Source organism: Variovorax boronicumulans (assembly GCF_019352895.1).
Lineage (GTDB): Bacteria > Pseudomonadota > Gammaproteobacteria > Burkholderiales > Burkholderiaceae_C > Variovorax > Variovorax boronicumulans_A.
In genome coordinates, this window is the sequence record NZ_JAAAFX010000009.1 from 1,041,721 (window position 1) to 1,059,631 (window position 17,911).

The window sequence follows — 17,911 nt, forward strand, 5'->3', positions numbered from 1 at the left end:
GCATAAGCAACTGCGCCCGGCGGCATAAGTCTTGCTGGACAATCCCCACACCCATGGGAATCAGTCAATACATCAAGGAAATCGGCCGCGGCGCGCGAGGCGCCAAGCCGCTCACGCGCGCGCAGTCGGCCGATCTGTTCGGCCAGGTGCTCGACGGCACGGTCACCGATCTGGAAATCGGCGGCTTCTGCCTGGCCATGCGCATCAAGGGCGAGACGCCCGAGGAGATGGCCGGCTTCCTCGATGCCACCCATGCGCGCTTGAACCATTTTCCGGCGCCGGGCCGCGCGCTGGTCGTGCTGCCCAGCTACAACGGCGCGCGCAAGCTGCCGGTGCTCACGCCCCTGCTGGCCCTGCTGCTGGCGCGCGAAGGCCTGCCCGTGCTGGTCCACGGCAGCGCCAGCGAATCCAGCCGGGTGCTGGCGTCGAACGTGCTCGCCGGGCTCGGCGTGCATGCGCTCGATGCGGTGCGGCCCATCGCCGATGGCGAAGTCGCCTTCGCGCCGACCGCCCTGCTCCACCCCGCACTCAAGCGGCTGCTCGACGTGCGCCGCGTGGTCGGCCTGCGCAACCCGGGCCACAGCGTGGTCAAGCTGATGCGCCCCACGACGGGCCCCTGCGTGGTGGTGGCCAGCTACACCCACCCGGCCTACGCCACGGTGATGGGCGAGACCTTCACGCTCACCGGCACCACCGCCCTTCTTTCTCGCGGGCTCGAAGGCGAAGTGGTCTCGGACCCGCGCCGCACCGCGCAGATCGACGGCTACCTGCGCGGCGAACGCCAGGAACTGCAGGCCCAGCAGCCGGGCACGCTCAGCGAAGTGCCGGGCCTGCCGGCCGAGATCGACATCGAATCGACCGTGCGCTACACGCAGCGCGTGCTGGCCGGCGAACTGCCGCTGCCCGAGGCGATTGCGGTGCAGGTCGAACACATCAAGAAACTGGCAGCCCACGCATGAACGAATTTCCCCATGGCCGCTGCACGCTGGTCGGCGCCGGTCCCGGCGACCCCGAGCTGCTGACGCTCAAGGCCGTCAAGGCGATCCAGGCCGCGACCGTGCTGTTCGTCGACGACCTGGTGAACGACGCGATCCTGGCGCACGCACGGCCGGGCGCGCGCATCGTGCACGTGGGCAAGCGCGGCGGCTGCAAGAGCACGCCGCAGGCCTTCATCGAGAAGCTCATGATCACCGCGGTGCGCGAAGGCGAGACCGTGGTCCGGCTCAAGGGCGGCGACCCCTTCATCTTCGGCCGCGGCGGCGAGGAGGTGGAACACCTGCGCGAAGCCGGCATCGAATGCACCGTGGTCAACGGCATCACCGCCGGCCTCGCGGCCGTGACCGCGCTGGGCGTGCCGCTCACGCACCGCGACCACGCACAGGGCGTGGTCTTCGTGACCGGCCATGCCCGGACCGGTGTCGATGCCCACGACCCGACCGATTGGCGCGGCCTGGCCGCCACGGCGCACAACGCCCGGCTCACGCTGGTGATCTACATGGGCGTGGCGGGCGCGGCGCACATCGAACACGAATTGCTGCAGGGCTTGCCGGGCAGCACGCCGGTGGCCGTGATCCAGCATGCGAGCCTGCCGCAACAGCGCCATATCGCGACCACGCTGGAGCAGATGTCCGGCGCCATGGCGCAGGCCCGCATGGCCAGCCCGGCGGTGATCGTGGTGGGCGACGTGCTGCAGGGCCTGCAGGCCGCGGGCGTGCCCATCGACGCGCAGCGGCAGCGCGGCGCCGGCTGAGCCGGGCGAGCGCCCTAGAATCCGCCCTCGTTCAACACCAGCGGCCGGAGGGGGCGTCATGTTCGAATTCGAGCAACCCGACACAACAGCGTTCTCTTCGCATGGCGGCGTCGCGCCCCTGATGGCCCGACGCCTCGGCACCGCACTGGCCCTCGCGGCCGCCCTGCTGCTCGCAGGCTGCGCCTCCCGCTTCGAGGCCTCGCCAGACGGCGGCCTGCCCCGGCTCAACGTCCAGAGCTCGGTCATCGCGCCGGGCAACGGCGGCGACCTCATCACGCCGGCCGCGCTCGAACCCGGCGACATCCTGCTGACCTCGGTGGCCACGCTGGGCTCCTTCGGCATCCGGCTGGGCACCTTCTCGCCCGTGAGCCATGCGGTGGTGTACCTCGGCGACGGCCAGATCGCCGAAGCCGTGGGCGACGGCGTGCGTTCACGCGCCATCGCCAAAGTCGTGGACGAAGAGCAGATGGTGGTCGCCTTCCGCCATCCCGGCATGGACGCCGCACATGCCGAACGGCTGCGCGCCTGGGCGCTGACCCAGGTCGGCACCCAGTACAACACCGTCGGCGTGATGCTCAACGCGCCCTTCGTGCTGAACCGGCGGATCTGCGAACTGCCGTTGATTCCGGGCCCGGCGCGCGAGTTCTGCCTGCGCGGCTTCGCGATGGTGCAGCTCGGCGGCAGCCGCAACGACCAGTTCTTCTGCTCGCAGTTCGTGCTCGAGGCCTACAACCAGGCCGGCCTGCCCGTGACCACCGCCGACCCGCGCTGGGTCAGCCCGGCCGACCTGCTGCACATGCGCGAGGGCGACGTGCCCTCGATTCCCTCCACCCAACCTCTGCGCTACGTGGGCCACCTCAAATACAACCCGCCGCCGGTGATCACCGCCGACGGCGCCACCTCCCGTTGAACTTCGACGCCATCATCATCGGCGCCGGCGCCGCGGGGCTCTTCTGCGCCGCGCAGGCCGGCCAGCGCGGCCGCCGCGTGCTGCTCATCGACCACAGCGAGCGCATCGCCGAGAAGATCCGCATCTCGGGCGGCGGCCGCTGCAACTTCACCAACCGCGACCTCGACCCGCGCGCGCCGCAAAAGCACTTCGTGGGCGAGAACCCCAACTTCTGCCGCTCGGCGCTGTCGCGCTACACGCCGCAGCAGTTCGTCGCGCTGATCGAACGCCACGGCATCGCGTACCACGAGAAGCACAAGGGCCAGCTGTTCTGCGACGGGCCCTCGCAGCAGATCATCGACATGCTGCTGGCCGAGTGCGCGGCCGGCGGCGTCACGCGCTGGCAGCCCTGCACGGTGCGCGCGGTGAGCTACACGCCGGACGACGGCGGACGCTACCGGCTCGAGACCGACCGCGGCCCGGTCGAGGCGCCGCGCCTGGTCATCGCGACCGGCGGGCTCTCGATCCCGCAGCTGGGCGCGAGCGACTTCGGTTACCGGATCGCGCGCCAGTTCGGCCTGCGCGTGATCGATCCACGGCCCGCACTGGTGCCGCTGACCTTCGCCGGCGACGGCTGGGCGCCTTACGCGTCGCTGGCCGGCCTGGCGCTGCCGGTGCAGATCGAGACCGGCGCCAAGAAGGAGCGCATGGTCTTCCTCGAAGACCTGCTGTTCACCCACCGCGGCTTGTCGGGCCCGGCGGTGCTGCAGATCTCCAGCTACTGGCGCGAAGGCGCGCCGCTGCGCATCGACTTCGCGCCCGGCACCGACATCGGCGCCGCGCTGGGCGAAGCCAAGGCCCGTTCGCGCAAGCGCATCGCCAACGAACTCGCCACGCTGGTACCCTCGCGCCTGGCCGACGCCTGGGTCGGCGACGATCCCGCGCTGCAGCGCCCGGTCAACGAGGCCACCGACCGCGCGCTGGCCCAGCTGGCCGAACGCATCGCGCGCTGGCAGATCACGCCCAACGGCACCGAGGGTTACAAGAAGGCCGAAGTCACGGCCGGCGGCGTCGACACGCGCGCGCTGTCGTCCCAGACCCTGGAATCGAAGCAACCCGGCCTGCACTTCATCGGCGAGACCGTCGACGTGACCGGCTGGCTGGGCGGTTACAACTTCCAGTGGGCCTGGGCCAGCGCCAACGCCTGCGCCGAAGCGCTCTGAGCCCCCCAAAACCCACCGTCCTGCCCCGCCGTTCCAGGGGCGCCGTGGCACCGGCTCCGCCGGGGCACCGGTCCCGCTCGCGCCGAGGCGGAAGGCGGAGCGACACGAAGTGCGCGAAGCCTGGGGAAGTGCGCATTCCACTGCTATAATCCAGGGCTAACTTTGGCCTCCCCTCAACGGCCGCAAAAAATTTCAGTTGAGGAACCCCGGCCTGGGGCCTCGATCTCCCCCGGCCAACTTCAGTTCAACGAATCATTCATGACCACCATTCGCGTTAAAGAAAACGAGCCCTTCGACGTCGCCCTGCGTCGCTTCAAGCGCACCATCGAAAAGCTCGGCCTGCTGACCGACCTGCGCGCTCGCGAGTTCTACGAGAAGCCGACGGCCGAGCGCAAGCGCAAGAAGGCTGCTGCGGTCAAGCGCCACTACAAGCGCGTGCGCAGCATGCAGCTCCCCAAGAAGCTGTACTAAGCAGCGCTGGCTGGCCACGCCAGCAGCACGAGCCGCGCCGGGGAGACCTGCCGCGGCTTTTTGTTTTGCCGAACGACAAACGCACAAGAAGGAAGAACGCCATGAGCCTCAAGGAACAGATCACCGAAGACATGAAGACCGCGATGCGGGCCAAGGACTCCGAACGCCTGGCCACCATCCGCCTGCTGCTGGCCGCCCTCAAGCAGAAGGAAGTCGACGAGCGCGTGGAACTCGACGACGCCATGGTCGTGGCCATCGTCGACAAGATGGTCAAGCAGCGCAAGGACTCGATCGCCGCCTTCACCACCGGCGGCCGCATCGACCTGGCCGACAAGGAAGCCGCCGAGATCAAGGTGCTCGAGGTCTACCTGCCGCAGCGCATGAGCGCCGAGGAAGTCACCGTCGCCGTGAAGGCCATCGTCGACCAGCTGGGCGCCAAGGGCCCGGGCGACATGGGCAAGGTGATGGGCGCGGTCAAGGCCCAGCTCGCCGGCAAGGCCGACATGGGCCAGGTCAGCGCCGCGGTCAAGGCCGCACTGTCCGGCGCCTGAGCATGCCCAGCCGCCGCGCCCCGATTCCCAAGGCCTGCGCCTGCCTGGTCGATGCACGGGGCCGGCTGCTGGTGTTCCGCCATCCCGAGGACGGCAACATGCAGCTGCCCAAGGGCACGATCGAGCCCGGCGAATCGCCCGAGGCCGCGGTGCGGCGCGAGTTGCTCGAGGAATCGGGCATCGCCCACACCGGCGCGCTGGAATCGCTGGGCACGCTGGCGCGCCGCTGCGAAGCGGGTGTCGAGGGCAACACCCACCGCCACGCGCAGCTCTGGCACCTGTTCCTGATGCGCGCCGAGCAGCCGCTGCCCGAGACCTTCGAGCACACGGCCAGCGGCAGCCCCGAGGAAGACGGCCTGGTGTTCGCCTTCCGCTGGCTTGCGGCCGAGGACACGCTCGAACGCTTCGCCCTGCCCTACCGCCAGACCATCGAGCGCGCGCGCGCCGCGCTGCTGCAACCGGCCGCCTGAAACCCATCAGGCCATGGCGCGCACCGCCATGTAGAGCCCCAGCAGCGCCAGCCCGATCAGGAAGCAGCGCTTGAACAGCGCCACCGACAGGCGCTTGCGCAGCCAGGTGCCCAGCACCATCCCGACGATGGCCGGCACCAGCATCGCGAAGGAGCCGCCCAGCGCGGCCACCGGCAGCCCGCCATTGCCCGCCAGGCCGATGGCCAGCACCACGGTCGAGGTGGTGAAGGAAATACCCATCGCCTGGATCAGCGAATCGCGCTCGAAGCCCAGCGCCTGCAGATAGGGCACGGCCGGCACCGCGAACACCCCCGTCAACGAGGTCACCACGCCCGTGGCCACGCCCACCAGCGGCCCCAGCCAGCGCGCCCGCGCCGGGCTCACATGCAGCTGCCGTCCGGTGAGCCCCCAGAGCGCGTAGACCATCAGCGCCACGCCCAGCGCCAGCGAGGCCCAGGCCCCGGCCGGCACGCCGAAGTACAGCGAGCCGCCCAGGGTGCCCACGACCACGCCCGCCTGCATGCCGGCGATGCGCCGCCACACCGCCCTGAAGCTCTCGCGCGGCCCGGTCTGCCAGAGGTTGGTGAGCAGCGAGGGCACGACCAGCAGCGCGGCGGCGCGCGCCGGCACCATCCACAGCGCAAGCAGCGCCATCGACACGGTCGGCAGCCCGAGGCCCACCACGCCCTTGATCGCGCCGGCCAGCATGAAGACGGCGGCGGTGGCGGCCCAGTGGCCCAGGGCCAGTTCGTTTGGATTCGTCATGGCCTGCAGTCTGCCGGCCGACGCGGCGGTTGAAAATGCGGCTCTTGCGCACCCGGCCTCAGGCACAGACTGAGGCCCCTCCGGAGTTCCCATGCGATTCGACCTGACCGACCTGCAGCTCTTCCTCCACGTGGTCGAGGCCGGCAGCCTGACCGCGGGCGCCGAGCGCGCGCACATGACGCTGGCCTCGGCCAGCCAGCGCGTGCGCGGCATGGAAGCGGTGCTCGGCACCCCGCTGCTCACGCGCCATGCGCAGGGCGTGCGCCCCACCGAGGCCGGTCGCACGCTGCTGCACCATGCGCGCGTCGTGCTCCAGCAGATGGCCCGGCTGCGCGGCGAACTGGGCGAGTACGGTCAGGGCCTCAAGGGCCATGTGCGGCTCATGTGCGGCACCTCGGCGCTCAGCGAGCACCTGCCCGAGGTGCTGAGCCGCTTCCTCGCACAGCATCCGCGCATCTCGGTGGACCTCGAGGAACGGCCCAGCCCGGACGCCGTCGACGGCCTGCGCGCGGGCCTGTGCGACATCGGCATCGTCTCGGACGCGATCGACACCGAAGGTCTCGAATGCCACCCCTTCCGCCGCGACGACCTGGTGCTGGTGATGCCGCCCGGCCATGCGCTGGCCCGGCGCAAGCGCGTGCGGCTCGCCGAGGTGGTCGACAGCGAATTCGTCGGTCTGCCCGCCGACAGCGCGCTCACGCAGCTGGTCACGCTGCATGCACGCGCGCTCGGCAAGCACCTGGCCTACCGCGTGCGCGCGGGCCACTTCGAGGCGGTGTGCCGCATGGTCGCCTACGGCATCGGCGTGGGCATCGTGCCGCAGGCCGCGGCCGAGCGCTGTGCACGCACGATGAAGATCGCCCATGCCGCGCTGGCCGAGCCCTGGGCCGAGCGCACGCTGATGGCCTGCGTGCGCTCGTCGGAAGACCTGCCGCTCAACGCGCGGCGCATGCTCGAGCACCTGATCGCGCCGCCGCCGGCCGCTACACCCTGACCGGCCGCCCCTGGCGCGCACGCGCCGCCACGAAGGCGTCGAAGGCCTGGCTGCTGGTCTTGCGCGGCACATAGCCGAAGCGCTGCTTGAGCGCGCTGTTGAGCAGCACCGGCCGGTAGCGCAGGAAATCGAGCTGCTCGGGCCCGTAGCGGCTCACCCCGAGCGCCGAACCCACGGCCAGCGCGGCCTGGAGCAGGCCCGCCGGCCAACCGATCGCACGCTTGCCCAGCCGTTCCGCGATCTCGTGGATCGTGAGCGCGCCGTCGCCCGCGAGGTTGTAGCAACCGGGCGGCGCCCCTCGCAGTGCATGCGTGATGGCGCCGGTCACGTCCTCGTCCCAGACGAAGACGAAGGGGCTGGCGCTGCCGCGGATCGCGATCAGCCGCTTCTTCTCGAACAGCGCGGTGATCTGGTTATCGACCCGCTCGCCCAGGATGGTGCCGATGCGCAGCACGGTCTGCGCGAGCGCCGGATGCTGCACGCGGGCCTCGGCCAGCAGCTCCTCGACCTGGCGCTTGTGGTCGGCATAGGCGAACACCGGGTTGCCGCGCAGCGGCTGCGACTCGTCGATCCAGTCCGGGTTGTCGGCGTGGTAGCCGTAGGCCGCACCGCTCGACGACACCACCAGGTGCCGCACGCCCTGCGCCACGCAGGCCGCGAGCACGTTGCGCGTGCCGCCCACGTCGACCGAATGCTCGAAGGCCCGGTTCGAATCCTTGCCCGGCGTGACGATGGAGGCGAGATGCACGACCGTGTCGATGCTATGCGCGGCCAGCGTGTCGGCGAGGCCCGCATCGCGCACGTCCTGCTGGCGATAGACCACACCCGGCAGCTGCCGCCCGGCGGGCACCTCGCGCACGTCCAGCGCCACCAGCACTTCGAGCGACGCCCCGGCGAGCGCGGCCAGCAGGCCGCGGCCGAGGAAGCCGTCGCCGCCCGTCACGAGCACGCGTCGGGCGATCCAGCCTTGCGCATCGCTCATGGCTTCACCGGCTTGCGCCCCCACCAGCTCGCAAGCGCCAGGCCCGCGATGATGTCCCAGAAGCCCCAGACGCCGGCCACCACCGCCATGCCGCCCAGGCCGCCGAAGAAGCTGAAGATCAGCACCAGGCCGAGCCCCGCGTTGCGGATGCCGACCTCGATGGCCACCGCGCGCCGGTCGTAGTCGCCCAGCCCCGAGAGCCGCGCGCAGAGGTAGCCGGTGCCGAAGGCCAGCGCGTCGTGGATCGCCACCGCCAGCAGCACCAGCCCCACATAGTCGAGGAAGTAGCGCCAGTTGCCCGCGATCGCGCCCACGATGAAGGCGATCAGCGCCAGGAAGCTCAGGAGGCGCGCCGGCTTTTTGATGCGCGCGGTCAGCCCCGGGAAACGGTGCGCACAGGCCACGCCCAGCACGAAGGGAATGCCGATGATCATCACGATGTGGCCCAGCATGTCGAAGGGGTCGAGCGCGATGGTCTCGAGCAGCGCCGAGGCTGTGGGATGCAGCCCGCCCCAGAACGCGAAATTGAGCGGCATCAGCACGATCGACAGCGCATTCGAGATGGCCGTCATCGACACCGACAGCGCCACGTTGCCGCCCGCGCGGTGCGTGAGGATCTGCGAGATGTTGCCCGGCGGGCAGCAAGCCACCAGGATCATGCCCAGTGCGATGCTGGGCGCGGGCTGGAGCAGCAGCGTGAGCGCGTAGGTCACGGCCGGCAGCACGACGAACTGCGCGCCGATGCCCACGGCCATCGCGCCGGGCATGCGCGCCACGCGCTGGAAGTCGGCGATGCGGGTGTCCAGCGCGATGCCGAACATCAGGAAGCCCAGCACCGCGTTGAGCAGCACCAGCGAGGCGGGGTTGAAGTTCAGGCGGATCTCGTCGACGGGCAGCATGGCGTCACTCCGGCAGGGCGAGCATCGCCGATGCACCGCGCACCGCCGCGCGGTACGTGTCCTTGTGGACGTAATAGGCCATGCGCTCGAGCTGCAGGTACTTGAAGCCGCCGGACAGGTCGGGCGGCGGCCCCTGCACCGCCGCGCGCAGGGTGCAGGCCTTGGGCGAATCCGCGGCCCGGGCGCGGAACCAGCGCGCCACCAGTTCGGCCTGCTCGTAGCGCCCCTGCCAGCCGATGCCGCTGGCCTCGATCATGCCGAGCACCGCCAGGTTCTCGAAGCGCGGCGAGAAGATGTTGAGGTACAGCCGGGGCGCCATGCCCTGCCAGTCGAGCAGTTCGCGCGCGATGAAGGGGTAGTGCAGCGCATAGCCCGTGGCCGCGAGGATCAGGTCGTAGTCGTGCGTGCCGCCGTCCTTGAAGTGCACCGTGCGACCGGCCAGCCGCGCGACGTCGGCGCGCACGCCGATGTCGCCATGACCCACGTGGTGCAGCACCAGCGAGTTCACCACCGGATGCGACTCGTACATCTTGTAGTCGGGCTTGGGAAAGCCGAAGCGCACCGGATCGCCGGTGAACCACTTGAGCACGGTGGCGTCGACCCGCTGCTTGAGCCAGGCCGGCAGCGGCCGCTTGCCGCCGAGCGTGTCCGCCGGCTTGCCGAACACGTACTTGGGCACGAAGTAGTAGCCGCGCCGCACCGAGAGGTCGACGCTCCGGGCGTAGTGCACCGCATCGACCGCGATGTCGCAGCCCGAGTTGCCGGCGCCCACGATCAGCACGCGCTTGCCCTTGAACAGCTCGGGGTGCTTGTAGTCGCTGGTGTGCAGCAATTCGCCGTCGAAGTGGCCCTCGAACTTCGGCCGCTTGGGCTCGGCCAGCGTGCCGTTGGCGATCACCACGCCCTTGTACTCGGCGGTCTCGACCCGGCCGTCACCCGCGTCCACGCTCACGCGCCAGCGGGTGTCGGGCGCCTCGCTCACGGGCTCGACGTTGAGCACGCGCGTGTGGAAGCGGAAGTGCTCGCGCAGCTCGAAGCGGTCGGCGAAGTCGCTGAAGTAGCGCCGCAGTTCGCGGTGGCTCGGGTAGTCGGCCACGCTGTCGGCCATCGGGAACTCGGCGAACTCGGTGGTGCGCTTGCTCGAGATCAGGTGGGCCGAGTGGTAGACCGTGGAGCGCGGGTTGTCGATGTCCCAGAGGCCGCCGACATCGCTGTGCGCCTCGAAGCCCTGGAAGGGCACGCCGTGTTTCTGCAGGTTGCGCGCGCCGGCCAGGCCCGAGGGGCCGGCACCGATCAGCGCGATCTGTTCATGGGTGGGTTCGGTGGCGGACATCAGCGCGGTGGTTCCTTCGAAAGACCCGGGATGGCGGTGGCGCCGGCCTCGCCCACGCGCGGCTTGCGCGGCTGGGCACGCAGCAGGCGGTCGTGCAGGGTGTCAGGCAGCAGGCCCAGCGCGCGCGAGAGCCAGCCGATGCGGCGCGGCAGCACGATCTGTTCGCGGCCCGCGCGCACGCCGGCCAGCAGCTGCCGCGCGGCCGTGTCGGCCTCGAGCAGGCCCGGCATCGCGAAGCGGTTGCCGGCCGTGAGCGCGGTGCGGATGTAGCCGGGGCTGACGGTGTGCACCGTGAGGCCGGTGCCGCGCAGTTCGGCGCGCAGGCTTTCGAGGTAGCGGATCAGGCCGGACTTGCTGGCGCAGTAGGCGCCGTTGCCCGGCATGCCGCGCCAGCCCGCGATGCTGGCCACGCCGACCAGCGCGCCGCGCGGTTGCGCGCGCATTCGCTTCAGGAAGGGCTGGAAGGTGGTGGCGGCGCCCAGCAGGTTGATCTCGAGCATGCGGCGCAGCACCGCCAGGTCGTCGGCCTCTGCCGTGTCGTAACCGCCCGCGACGCCCGCATTGGCGATCACCAGGTCGGGCACGCCATGGCGCCCCATCCAGTCGGCGGCCATGGCCTGCATGGGCTCGCCCTGCGACACGTCGGGTGTGTAGGCCGCACAGCGCGCGGGCGCCAGCGTGGCCAGTGCGGCGAGTCGGTCCGCGTCGAGACCGACCAACGCCACCTGGGCGCCGCTCGCGATCAGTTCACGCGCCAGCGCCTGGCCCAGCCCTCCGCAGGCCCCCGTGAGGACAACGTTGCGAAACGGCGGCGAAAGCGAAGTCACAGGCGGGCGGCGCGGGCGCCGAGTGGCGAAGACCGAATCACTTTAGCCGCGGCGATGCAGTGCACCCCCTGGCATTTCCCCTTGCTGGCGCGTTCCGTCGAAACGAGCGGATCGCGCGGCGCCCGCATCGGACCACGGATGCGCGTGCGCGCAAACAACGCGAGCGTGTTTGCTTATGCGCTGTGGCGCGCCCTGCCTGCGGGGCGCGCCCGGCCCGACTCAGGAGCCGGCGATCTTCATCCGGTTGATCAGCAGCGAGCCCGTGGTCTTGGCACCGTAGTTGTAGGTGTCGGCGCCCACGGCCTGGATGCCCATCAGCATGTCCTTGAGGTTGCCGGCGATGGTGATCTCCTGCACCGGGAACGCGATGCGGCCCTTCTCGACCCAGAAGCCGCTGGCGCCGCGCGAGTAGTCGCCGGTCACGTAGTTCACGCCCTGGCCCATGAGCTCGATCACGAACAGGCCGGTGCCCAGCTTGCGCAGCATCTCGTCGAGGTCGTCGCCGGCCTTCGTCAGGCGCGAACTCAGCACCAGGTTGTGCGAGCCGCCGGCGTTACCGGTGGTCTTCATGCCCAGCTTGCGCGCCGAGTAGGTGCTGAGGAAATAGCCCTCGAGCCGGCCGGCGTCGACCACCTTGCGCGCCCGCGTGGTCACGCCTTCGTCGTCGAAGGGGGCGCTGCCCTTGCCGCGCAGCAGGTGCGGGTCTTCGGACACGTCGATGTGCTTGGGCAGCACCGGCTTGCCCAGCGAGTCGAGCAGGAAGGTGCTCTTGCGGTAGAGCGCGCCGCCGCTGGTGGCCTGCACCAGTCCGCCCAGCAGGCCGGCCGCGAGCGGCGACTCGAACAGCACCGGGCACTCGATGGTCTTGATCTTGCGCGACTTCAGGCGCGACAGCGCGCGTTCGGCCGCATAGCGGCCCACCGCCTGCGGGCTGGCCAGTTCGTCGGCCGAGCGCATCGAGCTGTACCAGGCGTCGCGCTGCATGTCGTTGCCCTTGCCGGCGATCGGGGCGACCGAGATCGAGTGGCGCGAGCTGGCGTAGCCGCCCCGGAAGCCGTGCGTGTGGGCGCTGAAGAAGTGGCTCTGCTGGGCCGAGACGCCCGCGCCTTCGCTGTTGGTGATGCGCTTGTCGGTCGACAGGGCGGCCGCTTCGCATTCGAGCGCCAGCGTCGCCGCCCGCTCGCTGTCGATGTCCCAGGGGTGGAACAGGTCGAGGTCGGGCTGTTCGCGCACGATGTCGGCCTCGTCGGGCAGGCCGGCGACCGGGTCTTCGGCGGTGAAGCGCGCGATGTCGTAGGCCGCCTGCACCGTCTGCTCGATGGCGGCGCCGGAAAAGTCGGAGGTGCTGGCGTTGCCGCGGCGGTTGCCGACGTAGACGGTGATGCCCAGGGATTTGTCGCGGTTGCGCTCGACGTTCTCGAGCTCGCCCTTGCGCACCGAGACGCTCAGGCCGCAGCCTTCGGAGGCCTCGGCCCCGGCGTTGGTGGCGCCGAGCTTCTTGGCATGGGCCAAGGCCGAGTCGACCAGGTCTTCGAAGAAGGAGCGGCTGTAGGCAAAGCCGGACGCGGGGCGCGTGGAGGATGTCGTCATGTGTTGGCTATGATACTTGTCGCCCCCAGTTTTCTTATCGCGCGGTCCTTTGCGGCCCAGGATTCACGCATGTCCCGCAAACCCAAAAAAGGCTATTTCGTCCGTGGAGAGTTCGTTGCAGAAGGCAGCGAGCTCGATCTCGAGCTCAAACGCGAGCTCAAGGGCACCGACGACGCCAGCAAGACCGACCTCAAGCGTGAAAGCGCCGAGCTGCAGAAGCTCGGCGAAGACCTGCTCGACCTGCGCGCCGGCCTGTTCGACAAGCTCCCGATCGGCGAAAAGCTGCGCGACGCCGTCATCGAGGCCCGCCGCATCACCAATTTCGAAGGCAAGCGCCGCCAGATGCAGTTCATCGGCAAGCTGATGCGCCTGCAGGACCCCGGCGTGCTCGACGCCGTGCGCGCCGCGCTCGACGAGCAGCATCACGGCCCGGCCGAGGAAAGCGCTCTGCTGCACGAGGCCGAGCGCTGGCGCGACCAGCTGATCGCCGACGACGACGCGTTGGGCGGCTGGATCGAGACCCACCCGGCCACCGACAGCCAGCAGCTGCGCGCCCTGGTGCGCCAGGCCCGCAAGGACCTCAAGGCCGGCAAGCCCGGCGAAGCGCCGCGCCAGGGCAAGGCCTACCGCGAGGTGTTCCAGCTGGTGCGCGCGCAACTGTCCGCGCACGGCAGCGGCGACCATGCGGCCGAAGCCGCCGAGCAGTCGAGGGAGCACGACGCGTGAGCGAAGCCGCCGGAACGGGCCTCGCCGCCTTCGATCCGGTGCGCATCGGCATCGTCTCGGTGAGCGACCGCGCCTCGAGCGGCGTCTACGTCGACCAGGGCCTGCCGGCCCTCAAGGACTGGCTCACGCGCGCGCTGCGCAACCCGATCGAATTCGAGGCCCGGCTGATCCCCGACGAGCAGGCCGGCATCAGCGCCACGCTGATCGAACTGGTCGACGCCGGCTGCTCGCTGGTGCTGACCACCGGCGGCACCGGCCCCGCGCTGCGCGACGTGACGCCCGAGGCCACGCTGGCCGTGGCGCACAAGGAAATGCCGGGTTTCGGCGAGCAGATGCGCCAGATCGGCCTGCGCTTCGTGCCGACCGCGATCCTCTCGCGCCAGGTGGCGGTGGTCCGCGAACGCAGCCTGATCCTCAACCTGCCTGGCCAGCCCAAGGCCATCGCAGAAACACTCGAAGGCCTGAAGAACCCCGACGGTTCGCAGGCCGTGCCTGGCATCTTCGCGGCCGTGCCCTATTGCATCGACCTGATCGGCGGGCCCTACCTGCAAACCGACGACGCGGTGTGCAAGGCTTTCCGGCCCAAATCGGCGATCCGTCCCGCGCGCGCGGCCTGAGCTGTCTCCAAGGCGCCTGAAAAGGTGTCTTCTCCCCGTACAAATCCCGACGCTGCAGTGCAGCAGCGTGCGGCATAGTCGTTGCTTGTCTGCACACCGGGATCGCCCGTCCTGCAGTCTTTCAATCACAGGAGACACCGCATGAAGTTGACCCGACTGGCCGCCGGCCTGGTCCTGGGAATGGGCATGGCCTGCGCCGCGTTCGCACAGACCACGATGAAGATCAGCATCTCGACGGCGCAGAACTCGCACCAGGGCGTGGCGATCGACACCTTCGCCAAGGAAGTCGCGACCCGCACCAACGGCCGCTACAAGGTCGAGACCTTCTACAACGGCTCGCTCGGCGGCGAGCGCGAGTCGATCGAGGCGGTGCAGCTCGGCACGCAGGAACTGGCCTTCTCGTCGACGGGGCCGGTGCCCAACTTCGTGCCCGAGACCAAGATCCTCGACGTGCCCTTCCTGTTCCGCGACAAGGCGCATGCGCGCGCCGTGCTCGACGGCCCGATCGGCCAGGAGATGCTCGGCAAGTTCGACGCCAAGGGCTTCAAGGCGCTGGCATGGGCCGAGAACGGCTTCCGCCACATGACCAACAGCAAGCGCGACGTGAAGGCGCCCGAGGACCTCAAGGGCCTGAAGATGCGCACCATGGAGAACCCGGTGCACATCGCCGCGTACAAGGGCCTGGGCATCATCACCACGCCGATGGCCTTCCCCGAGGTCTTCACCGCGCTGCAGCAAGGCACGGTCGACGGCCAGGAGAACCCGCTGCCGGTGATCATGTCGGCCAAGTTCTCGCAGGTACAGAAGCACCTGACGCTGACCGGCCATGTCTACTCGCCCTGCATCTTCGTGATGAACAAGGCCGCCTTCGACAAGCTCGGTGCCGCCGACAAGACCGCCTTCCTCGAAGCCGCCAAGGTGGCGGTCAAGGCCAACCGCGACCGCGTCGACCAGGACGACGCCAACGGCGTGAAGGAACTCCGCGCCCAGGGCATGACCGTGATCGACAACATCGACAAGGCCAAGTTCGTCGCGATGCTGGCGCCGGTCAATGCCGACTTCGAGAAGCAGTTCGGCAAGGCCAACCTCGACAAGATCCGCAACGTGCAGTAACGCTCGGGCAACCGTCCCCTGCGGGGATGGTCGGGGGCCCGCCGCTCGATCGGCGGGCTTTTTTTTGGTTTCTCGAACGGCTTTGAGATGAAAGAAAAATTCCTTGGATTGGAGCGCTGGACGACGACAGCGTCGATGGTGCTCGCCTGCCTGATGCTGGTGGTCGCCTCGGCACTGGGCGTGTTCCAGATCGTCACGCGCTTCGTGCTCGAACAACCCGCCGAATGGAGCGAGATCCTGATTCGGGTGAGCCTGATCTGGATGGTCTTCCTCGGCATTCCCATGGCCTTCCGCCAGGGTGCGATGGTGAGCGTGGACGTGCTCTACCGCTGGAGCCCGCCGCGCTTTCGCCGCGTGCTCGACGCGGTCGTGAGCCTCGCGGCCCTGACGCTGATGCTGGTGATCCTCTGGTACGGCTGGGACTACGCGATGCGCGGTCGCGTGCAGACCATGGCCGGGCTGGAGAGCCTGTCGATGGTCTGGGCCTACCTCGCGCTGCCGGTCGGCGCCGTCTTTTCCCTGTTCGGCATCGCCGGCAATTTCCTCGATCCGAAGCGGCTCGAGCTGGAGACCGCGCAATGACGCCGGTGATGGTTGCAACGATGGTGCTGTGTTTCGCACTGTCGGTCTCGGTGGCGGTGTCCATCGGCCTGGCTTCGGTGGTGGGCATCCAAGTGTCGGGCGCCAACATGCTGATTTCCGCCAAGGAGATCTTCAGCTCGATCAACAAGTTTCCGCTGGCGGCAATTCCGTTCTTCATCCTTGCGGGCAACCTGATGGAAACCGGCGGCATCTCGCGCCGGCTCGTCGAGTTCGCCAAGAGCATCGTGGGCGGCGTGCAGGGCGGCCTGCCGATGACCTGCGTGCTGACCTGCATGATCTTCGCGGCGGTCTCGGGCTCGTCGGTGGCGACCACCTTCGCGATCGGCGCGATCCTGATCCCGGCGCTCATCAAGCACGGCTACCCGACCTCGTATGCGGCGGCCCTGCAGGCCACCAGCGCGGAGCTGGGCGTGATCATTCCGCCGTCGATCCCGATGATCCTCTACGGCGTGAGCGCCGAGGTCTCGATCGGCGAACTGTTCATCGCGGGCTTCGGCCCCGGCATCCTGATCAGCCTCGCACTGATGCTCTTCGTCTGGATCTACTGCAAGTGGAAGGGCTGGGGCAAGAACGACGGCGAAGGCCGCATGCCCTTCGGCCGCGCGCTGTGGCAGGCCGGCTGGGCCCTGCTGATGCCGGTGATCATCCTGGGCGGCATCTACGGCGGCATCTTCACGCCGACCGAAGCCTCGGCCGTGGCGGTGTTCTATGCGCTGGTCGTGGGCGTGGTGATCTACCGCGAAATCAAGCTCACCGACCTCTACGTGATCCTGCGCAAGTCGGTGCTGTCGTCGGCGGTGATCATGTTCATCATCGCCAACGCGGGGCTGTTCGCCTTCCTGATCACGCGCGCCGGCGTGCCCGACGCCATCGGCCACTGGCTGCAGGAAGTGCTCAAGTCGCCGGCCATGTTCCTGCTGGGCGTGAACGCGGCGCTGTTCATCATCGGCATGTTCATCGAGACCAGCGCGGCCATCATCGTGCTGGCGCCGATCCTCGCGCCGGTGGCGGTGCACTTCGGCATCGACCCGGTGCACTTCGGGCTGATCATGGTGGTCAACCTCGCGCTCGGCATGATCACGCCGCCCTTCGGCGTGAACCTGTTCGCGGCCTGCACGGTGGCGCGCATCTCGCTCGACCGCATCGTGAGGCACCTGATCCCGTTCGTGCTGGTGATCCTCGCCTGCCTGATGGTGATCACCTACGTGCCCTGGGTCTCGCTGGCCCTGCGCGACCTGGTCTACGCCAGGTAGTCGCGGCGCAGGTACACGCTCGGCGGCACGCCGAGCGTGCGCCGAAACATCGCCGTGAACGCGCTGGGGCTCTCGTAGCCGTGCGACAGCGCCACCTCCAGGATCGACGCCCCGCCCGCCAGCTTCGGCAGGCTCAGCAGCAGCCGCGCCTGCCGGCACCAGGCGCCGAAGTTCATGCCCGTCTCGCGCTGGAACAGGCGCGCCAGTGTGCGGGGGTTCATGTGCAGGCGCAGCGCCCAGTCGTCCAGCGTGGCCGGCAGCGCGGGGTCGCGCACCAGTTCCTCGCACAGCACGGCCAGGCGCGCATGGCGCGGCATCGGCACATGCAGCGCCAGCGCGGGCGCGGCCTCGATCTCGTCGAGCATCAGCTCCATCACCCGCTCGTCGCGCCCGCCCGGCGCGTAGTCCAGCGGCAGCGCGGCGGCCGTGACGATCAGCGTGCGCAGCAGTTCGCCGACCTGGATCACGCGACAGTGACGACCCAGGTCCGCGCGCATGCCGGGCTCGACGAAGACGGTGCGCATGCGCACCTCGCCCGCCATGCGGATCTGGTGTTCCATGCCGCCCGGCACCCACACGCCGCGCCCCGTCGGCACCACCCAGCTGCCGGCCGCGGCGCTCACCAGCATCACGCCCGAGATGGCGTGGATCAGCTGTCCGCGCCGGTGCGTGTGCGGCGGGATGACAGCGTCGCCCTCGGGGTCGGTGGCCAGCACCGCGACCGCGCGCGGGGTCGATTCGCCCTGTTCTGGGCGCAGGTCGAGCGGCGTGAAGTGTTTGTCCATTTCGCGACGATTCTTGCCGATTCGTAGCGAGATGATCTTCACAGGGCTTCCTACGATGCTTTTTTCCTCA

At 69.5% G+C, this 17,911-nt stretch carries 20 protein-coding genes; 13 read left to right on the top strand and 7 right to left on the bottom strand.

Translation table 11 applies throughout. The features are described 5' to 3' along the window. The first annotated feature begins 53 nt into the window (after window positions 1–53). The 7 genes from ybiB (at window position 54) to K0H49_RS23985 (ending at window position 5,354) form a co-directional block, all read left to right on the top strand. On the top strand, window positions 54–959 hold the full coding sequence (gene ybiB, locus K0H49_RS23955; protein ID WP_219217932.1) for a DNA-binding protein YbiB: 906 nt from the start codon (window positions 54–56) through the stop codon (window positions 957–959). Then, window positions 956–1,750 carry a uroporphyrinogen-III C-methyltransferase gene (cobA, locus tag K0H49_RS23960; protein WP_219217934.1) on the top strand — a complete coding sequence of 265 codons (795 nt, stop codon included), beginning with the start codon at window positions 956–958 and terminating at the stop codon, window positions 1,748–1,750. Before ybiB ends, cobA begins: the two co-directional genes overlap by 4 nt. Before the next feature lie 121 nt (window positions 1,751–1,871). Beyond that, on the top strand, window positions 1,872–2,660 hold the full coding sequence (locus tag K0H49_RS23965) for a YaeF family permuted papain-like enzyme (RefSeq protein ID WP_219217936.1): 789 nt from the start codon (window positions 1,872–1,874) through the stop codon (window positions 2,658–2,660). Next, on the top strand, window positions 2,657–3,862 hold the full coding sequence (locus K0H49_RS23970; RefSeq protein WP_257625099.1) for an NAD(P)/FAD-dependent oxidoreductase: 1,206 nt from the start codon (window positions 2,657–2,659) through the stop codon (window positions 3,860–3,862). Before K0H49_RS23965 ends, K0H49_RS23970 begins: the two co-directional genes overlap by 4 nt. Window positions 3,863–4,120: 258 nt before the next feature. After that, window positions 4,121–4,333 (top strand): 30S ribosomal protein S21, encoded by a 213-nt coding sequence (gene rpsU, locus K0H49_RS23975; RefSeq protein WP_007833691.1) that lies wholly within the window; start codon window positions 4,121–4,123, stop codon window positions 4,331–4,333. Window positions 4,334–4,434: 101 nt separating this feature from the next. Beyond that, window positions 4,435–4,884, top strand: coding sequence for a GatB/YqeY domain-containing protein (locus tag K0H49_RS23980; RefSeq protein ID WP_219217938.1), 450 nt, complete (start codon window positions 4,435–4,437; stop codon window positions 4,882–4,884). A 2-nt stretch (window positions 4,885–4,886) separates the two neighbouring features. After that, entirely contained in the window at window positions 4,887–5,354 is a 468-nt protein-coding gene (locus K0H49_RS23985) for an NUDIX domain-containing protein (protein WP_219217941.1), read from the top strand. Window positions 5,355–5,360: 6 nt separating this feature from the next. Here K0H49_RS23985 and K0H49_RS23990 read toward each other — a convergent pair whose 3' ends face one another. After that, window positions 5,361–6,119: a sulfite exporter TauE/SafE family protein gene (locus tag K0H49_RS23990; protein ID WP_219217943.1), complete on the bottom strand. Its 759-nt coding sequence runs from the start codon at window positions 6,117–6,119 to the stop codon at window positions 5,361–5,363. A gap of 91 nt (window positions 6,120–6,210) precedes the next feature. On the opposite strand from K0H49_RS23990, the gene K0H49_RS23995 reads away from it, so the two are divergent. Then, window positions 6,211–7,113, top strand: coding sequence for a LysR family transcriptional regulator (locus K0H49_RS23995; RefSeq protein ID WP_219217954.1), 903 nt, complete (start codon window positions 6,211–6,213; stop codon window positions 7,111–7,113). On the opposite strand, the gene K0H49_RS24000 is transcribed toward K0H49_RS23995, so the two are convergent. From K0H49_RS24000 to pmbA, 5 genes are all read right to left on the bottom strand, one after another. Then, window positions 7,103–8,095: an NAD-dependent epimerase/dehydratase family protein gene (locus K0H49_RS24000; RefSeq protein WP_219217963.1), complete on the bottom strand. Its 993-nt coding sequence runs from the start codon at window positions 8,093–8,095 to the stop codon at window positions 7,103–7,105. The two genes, K0H49_RS23995 and K0H49_RS24000, sit on opposite strands and share 11 nt — an antisense overlap. Then, on the bottom strand, window positions 8,092–8,994 hold the full coding sequence (locus K0H49_RS24005; RefSeq protein WP_219217965.1) for a bile acid:sodium symporter family protein: 903 nt from the start codon (window positions 8,992–8,994) through the stop codon (window positions 8,092–8,094). The genes K0H49_RS24000 and K0H49_RS24005 overlap by 4 nt, the downstream gene beginning before the upstream one ends. Before the next feature lie 4 nt (window positions 8,995–8,998). Beyond that, entirely contained in the window at window positions 8,999–10,327 is a 1,329-nt protein-coding gene (locus K0H49_RS24010; protein WP_219217975.1) for a flavin-containing monooxygenase, read from the bottom strand. Beyond that, the gene (locus K0H49_RS24015) at window positions 10,327–11,154 is read right to left on the bottom strand and encodes an SDR family oxidoreductase (protein ID WP_219217977.1); all 828 of its coding nucleotides are present in this window, start codon (window positions 11,152–11,154) and stop codon (window positions 10,327–10,329) included. Before K0H49_RS24015 ends, K0H49_RS24010 begins: the two co-directional genes overlap by 1 nt. Before the next feature lie 219 nt (window positions 11,155–11,373). After that, window positions 11,374–12,744, bottom strand: a complete 1,371-nt coding sequence (gene pmbA, locus K0H49_RS24020; protein WP_219217979.1) for a metalloprotease PmbA — start codon at window positions 12,742–12,744, stop codon at window positions 11,374–11,376. Window positions 12,745–12,813: 69 nt separating this feature from the next. On the opposite strand from pmbA, the gene yjgA reads away from it, so the two are divergent. From yjgA to K0H49_RS24045, 5 genes are all read left to right on the top strand, one after another. Further along, entirely contained in the window at window positions 12,814–13,470 is a 657-nt protein-coding gene (gene yjgA / locus K0H49_RS24025; RefSeq protein ID WP_219217981.1) for a ribosome biogenesis factor YjgA, read from the top strand. Further along, entirely contained in the window at window positions 13,467–14,087 is a 621-nt protein-coding gene (gene mog / locus K0H49_RS24030) for a molybdopterin adenylyltransferase (RefSeq protein WP_219217983.1), read from the top strand. Before yjgA ends, mog begins: the two co-directional genes overlap by 4 nt. 141 nt (window positions 14,088–14,228) lie before the next feature. Further along, window positions 14,229–15,200 carry a TRAP transporter substrate-binding protein gene (locus K0H49_RS24035; protein WP_219217986.1) on the top strand — a complete coding sequence of 324 codons (972 nt, stop codon included), beginning with the start codon at window positions 14,229–14,231 and terminating at the stop codon, window positions 15,198–15,200. A gap of 87 nt (window positions 15,201–15,287) precedes the next feature. Next, window positions 15,288–15,782, top strand: a complete 495-nt coding sequence (locus K0H49_RS24040) for a TRAP transporter small permease (protein WP_219217988.1) — start codon at window positions 15,288–15,290, stop codon at window positions 15,780–15,782. After that, the gene (locus K0H49_RS24045) at window positions 15,779–17,056 is read left to right on the top strand and encodes a TRAP transporter large permease (protein WP_219217990.1); all 1,278 of its coding nucleotides are present in this window, start codon (window positions 15,779–15,781) and stop codon (window positions 17,054–17,056) included. The genes K0H49_RS24040 and K0H49_RS24045 overlap by 4 nt, the downstream gene beginning before the upstream one ends. Here K0H49_RS24045 and K0H49_RS24050 read toward each other — a convergent pair. After that, window positions 17,044–17,841, bottom strand: coding sequence for an AraC family transcriptional regulator (locus tag K0H49_RS24050; RefSeq protein WP_219217992.1), 798 nt, complete (start codon window positions 17,839–17,841; stop codon window positions 17,044–17,046). The two genes, K0H49_RS24045 and K0H49_RS24050, sit on opposite strands and share 13 nt — an antisense overlap. Between the last annotated feature and the right edge of the window lie 70 nt (window positions 17,842–17,911).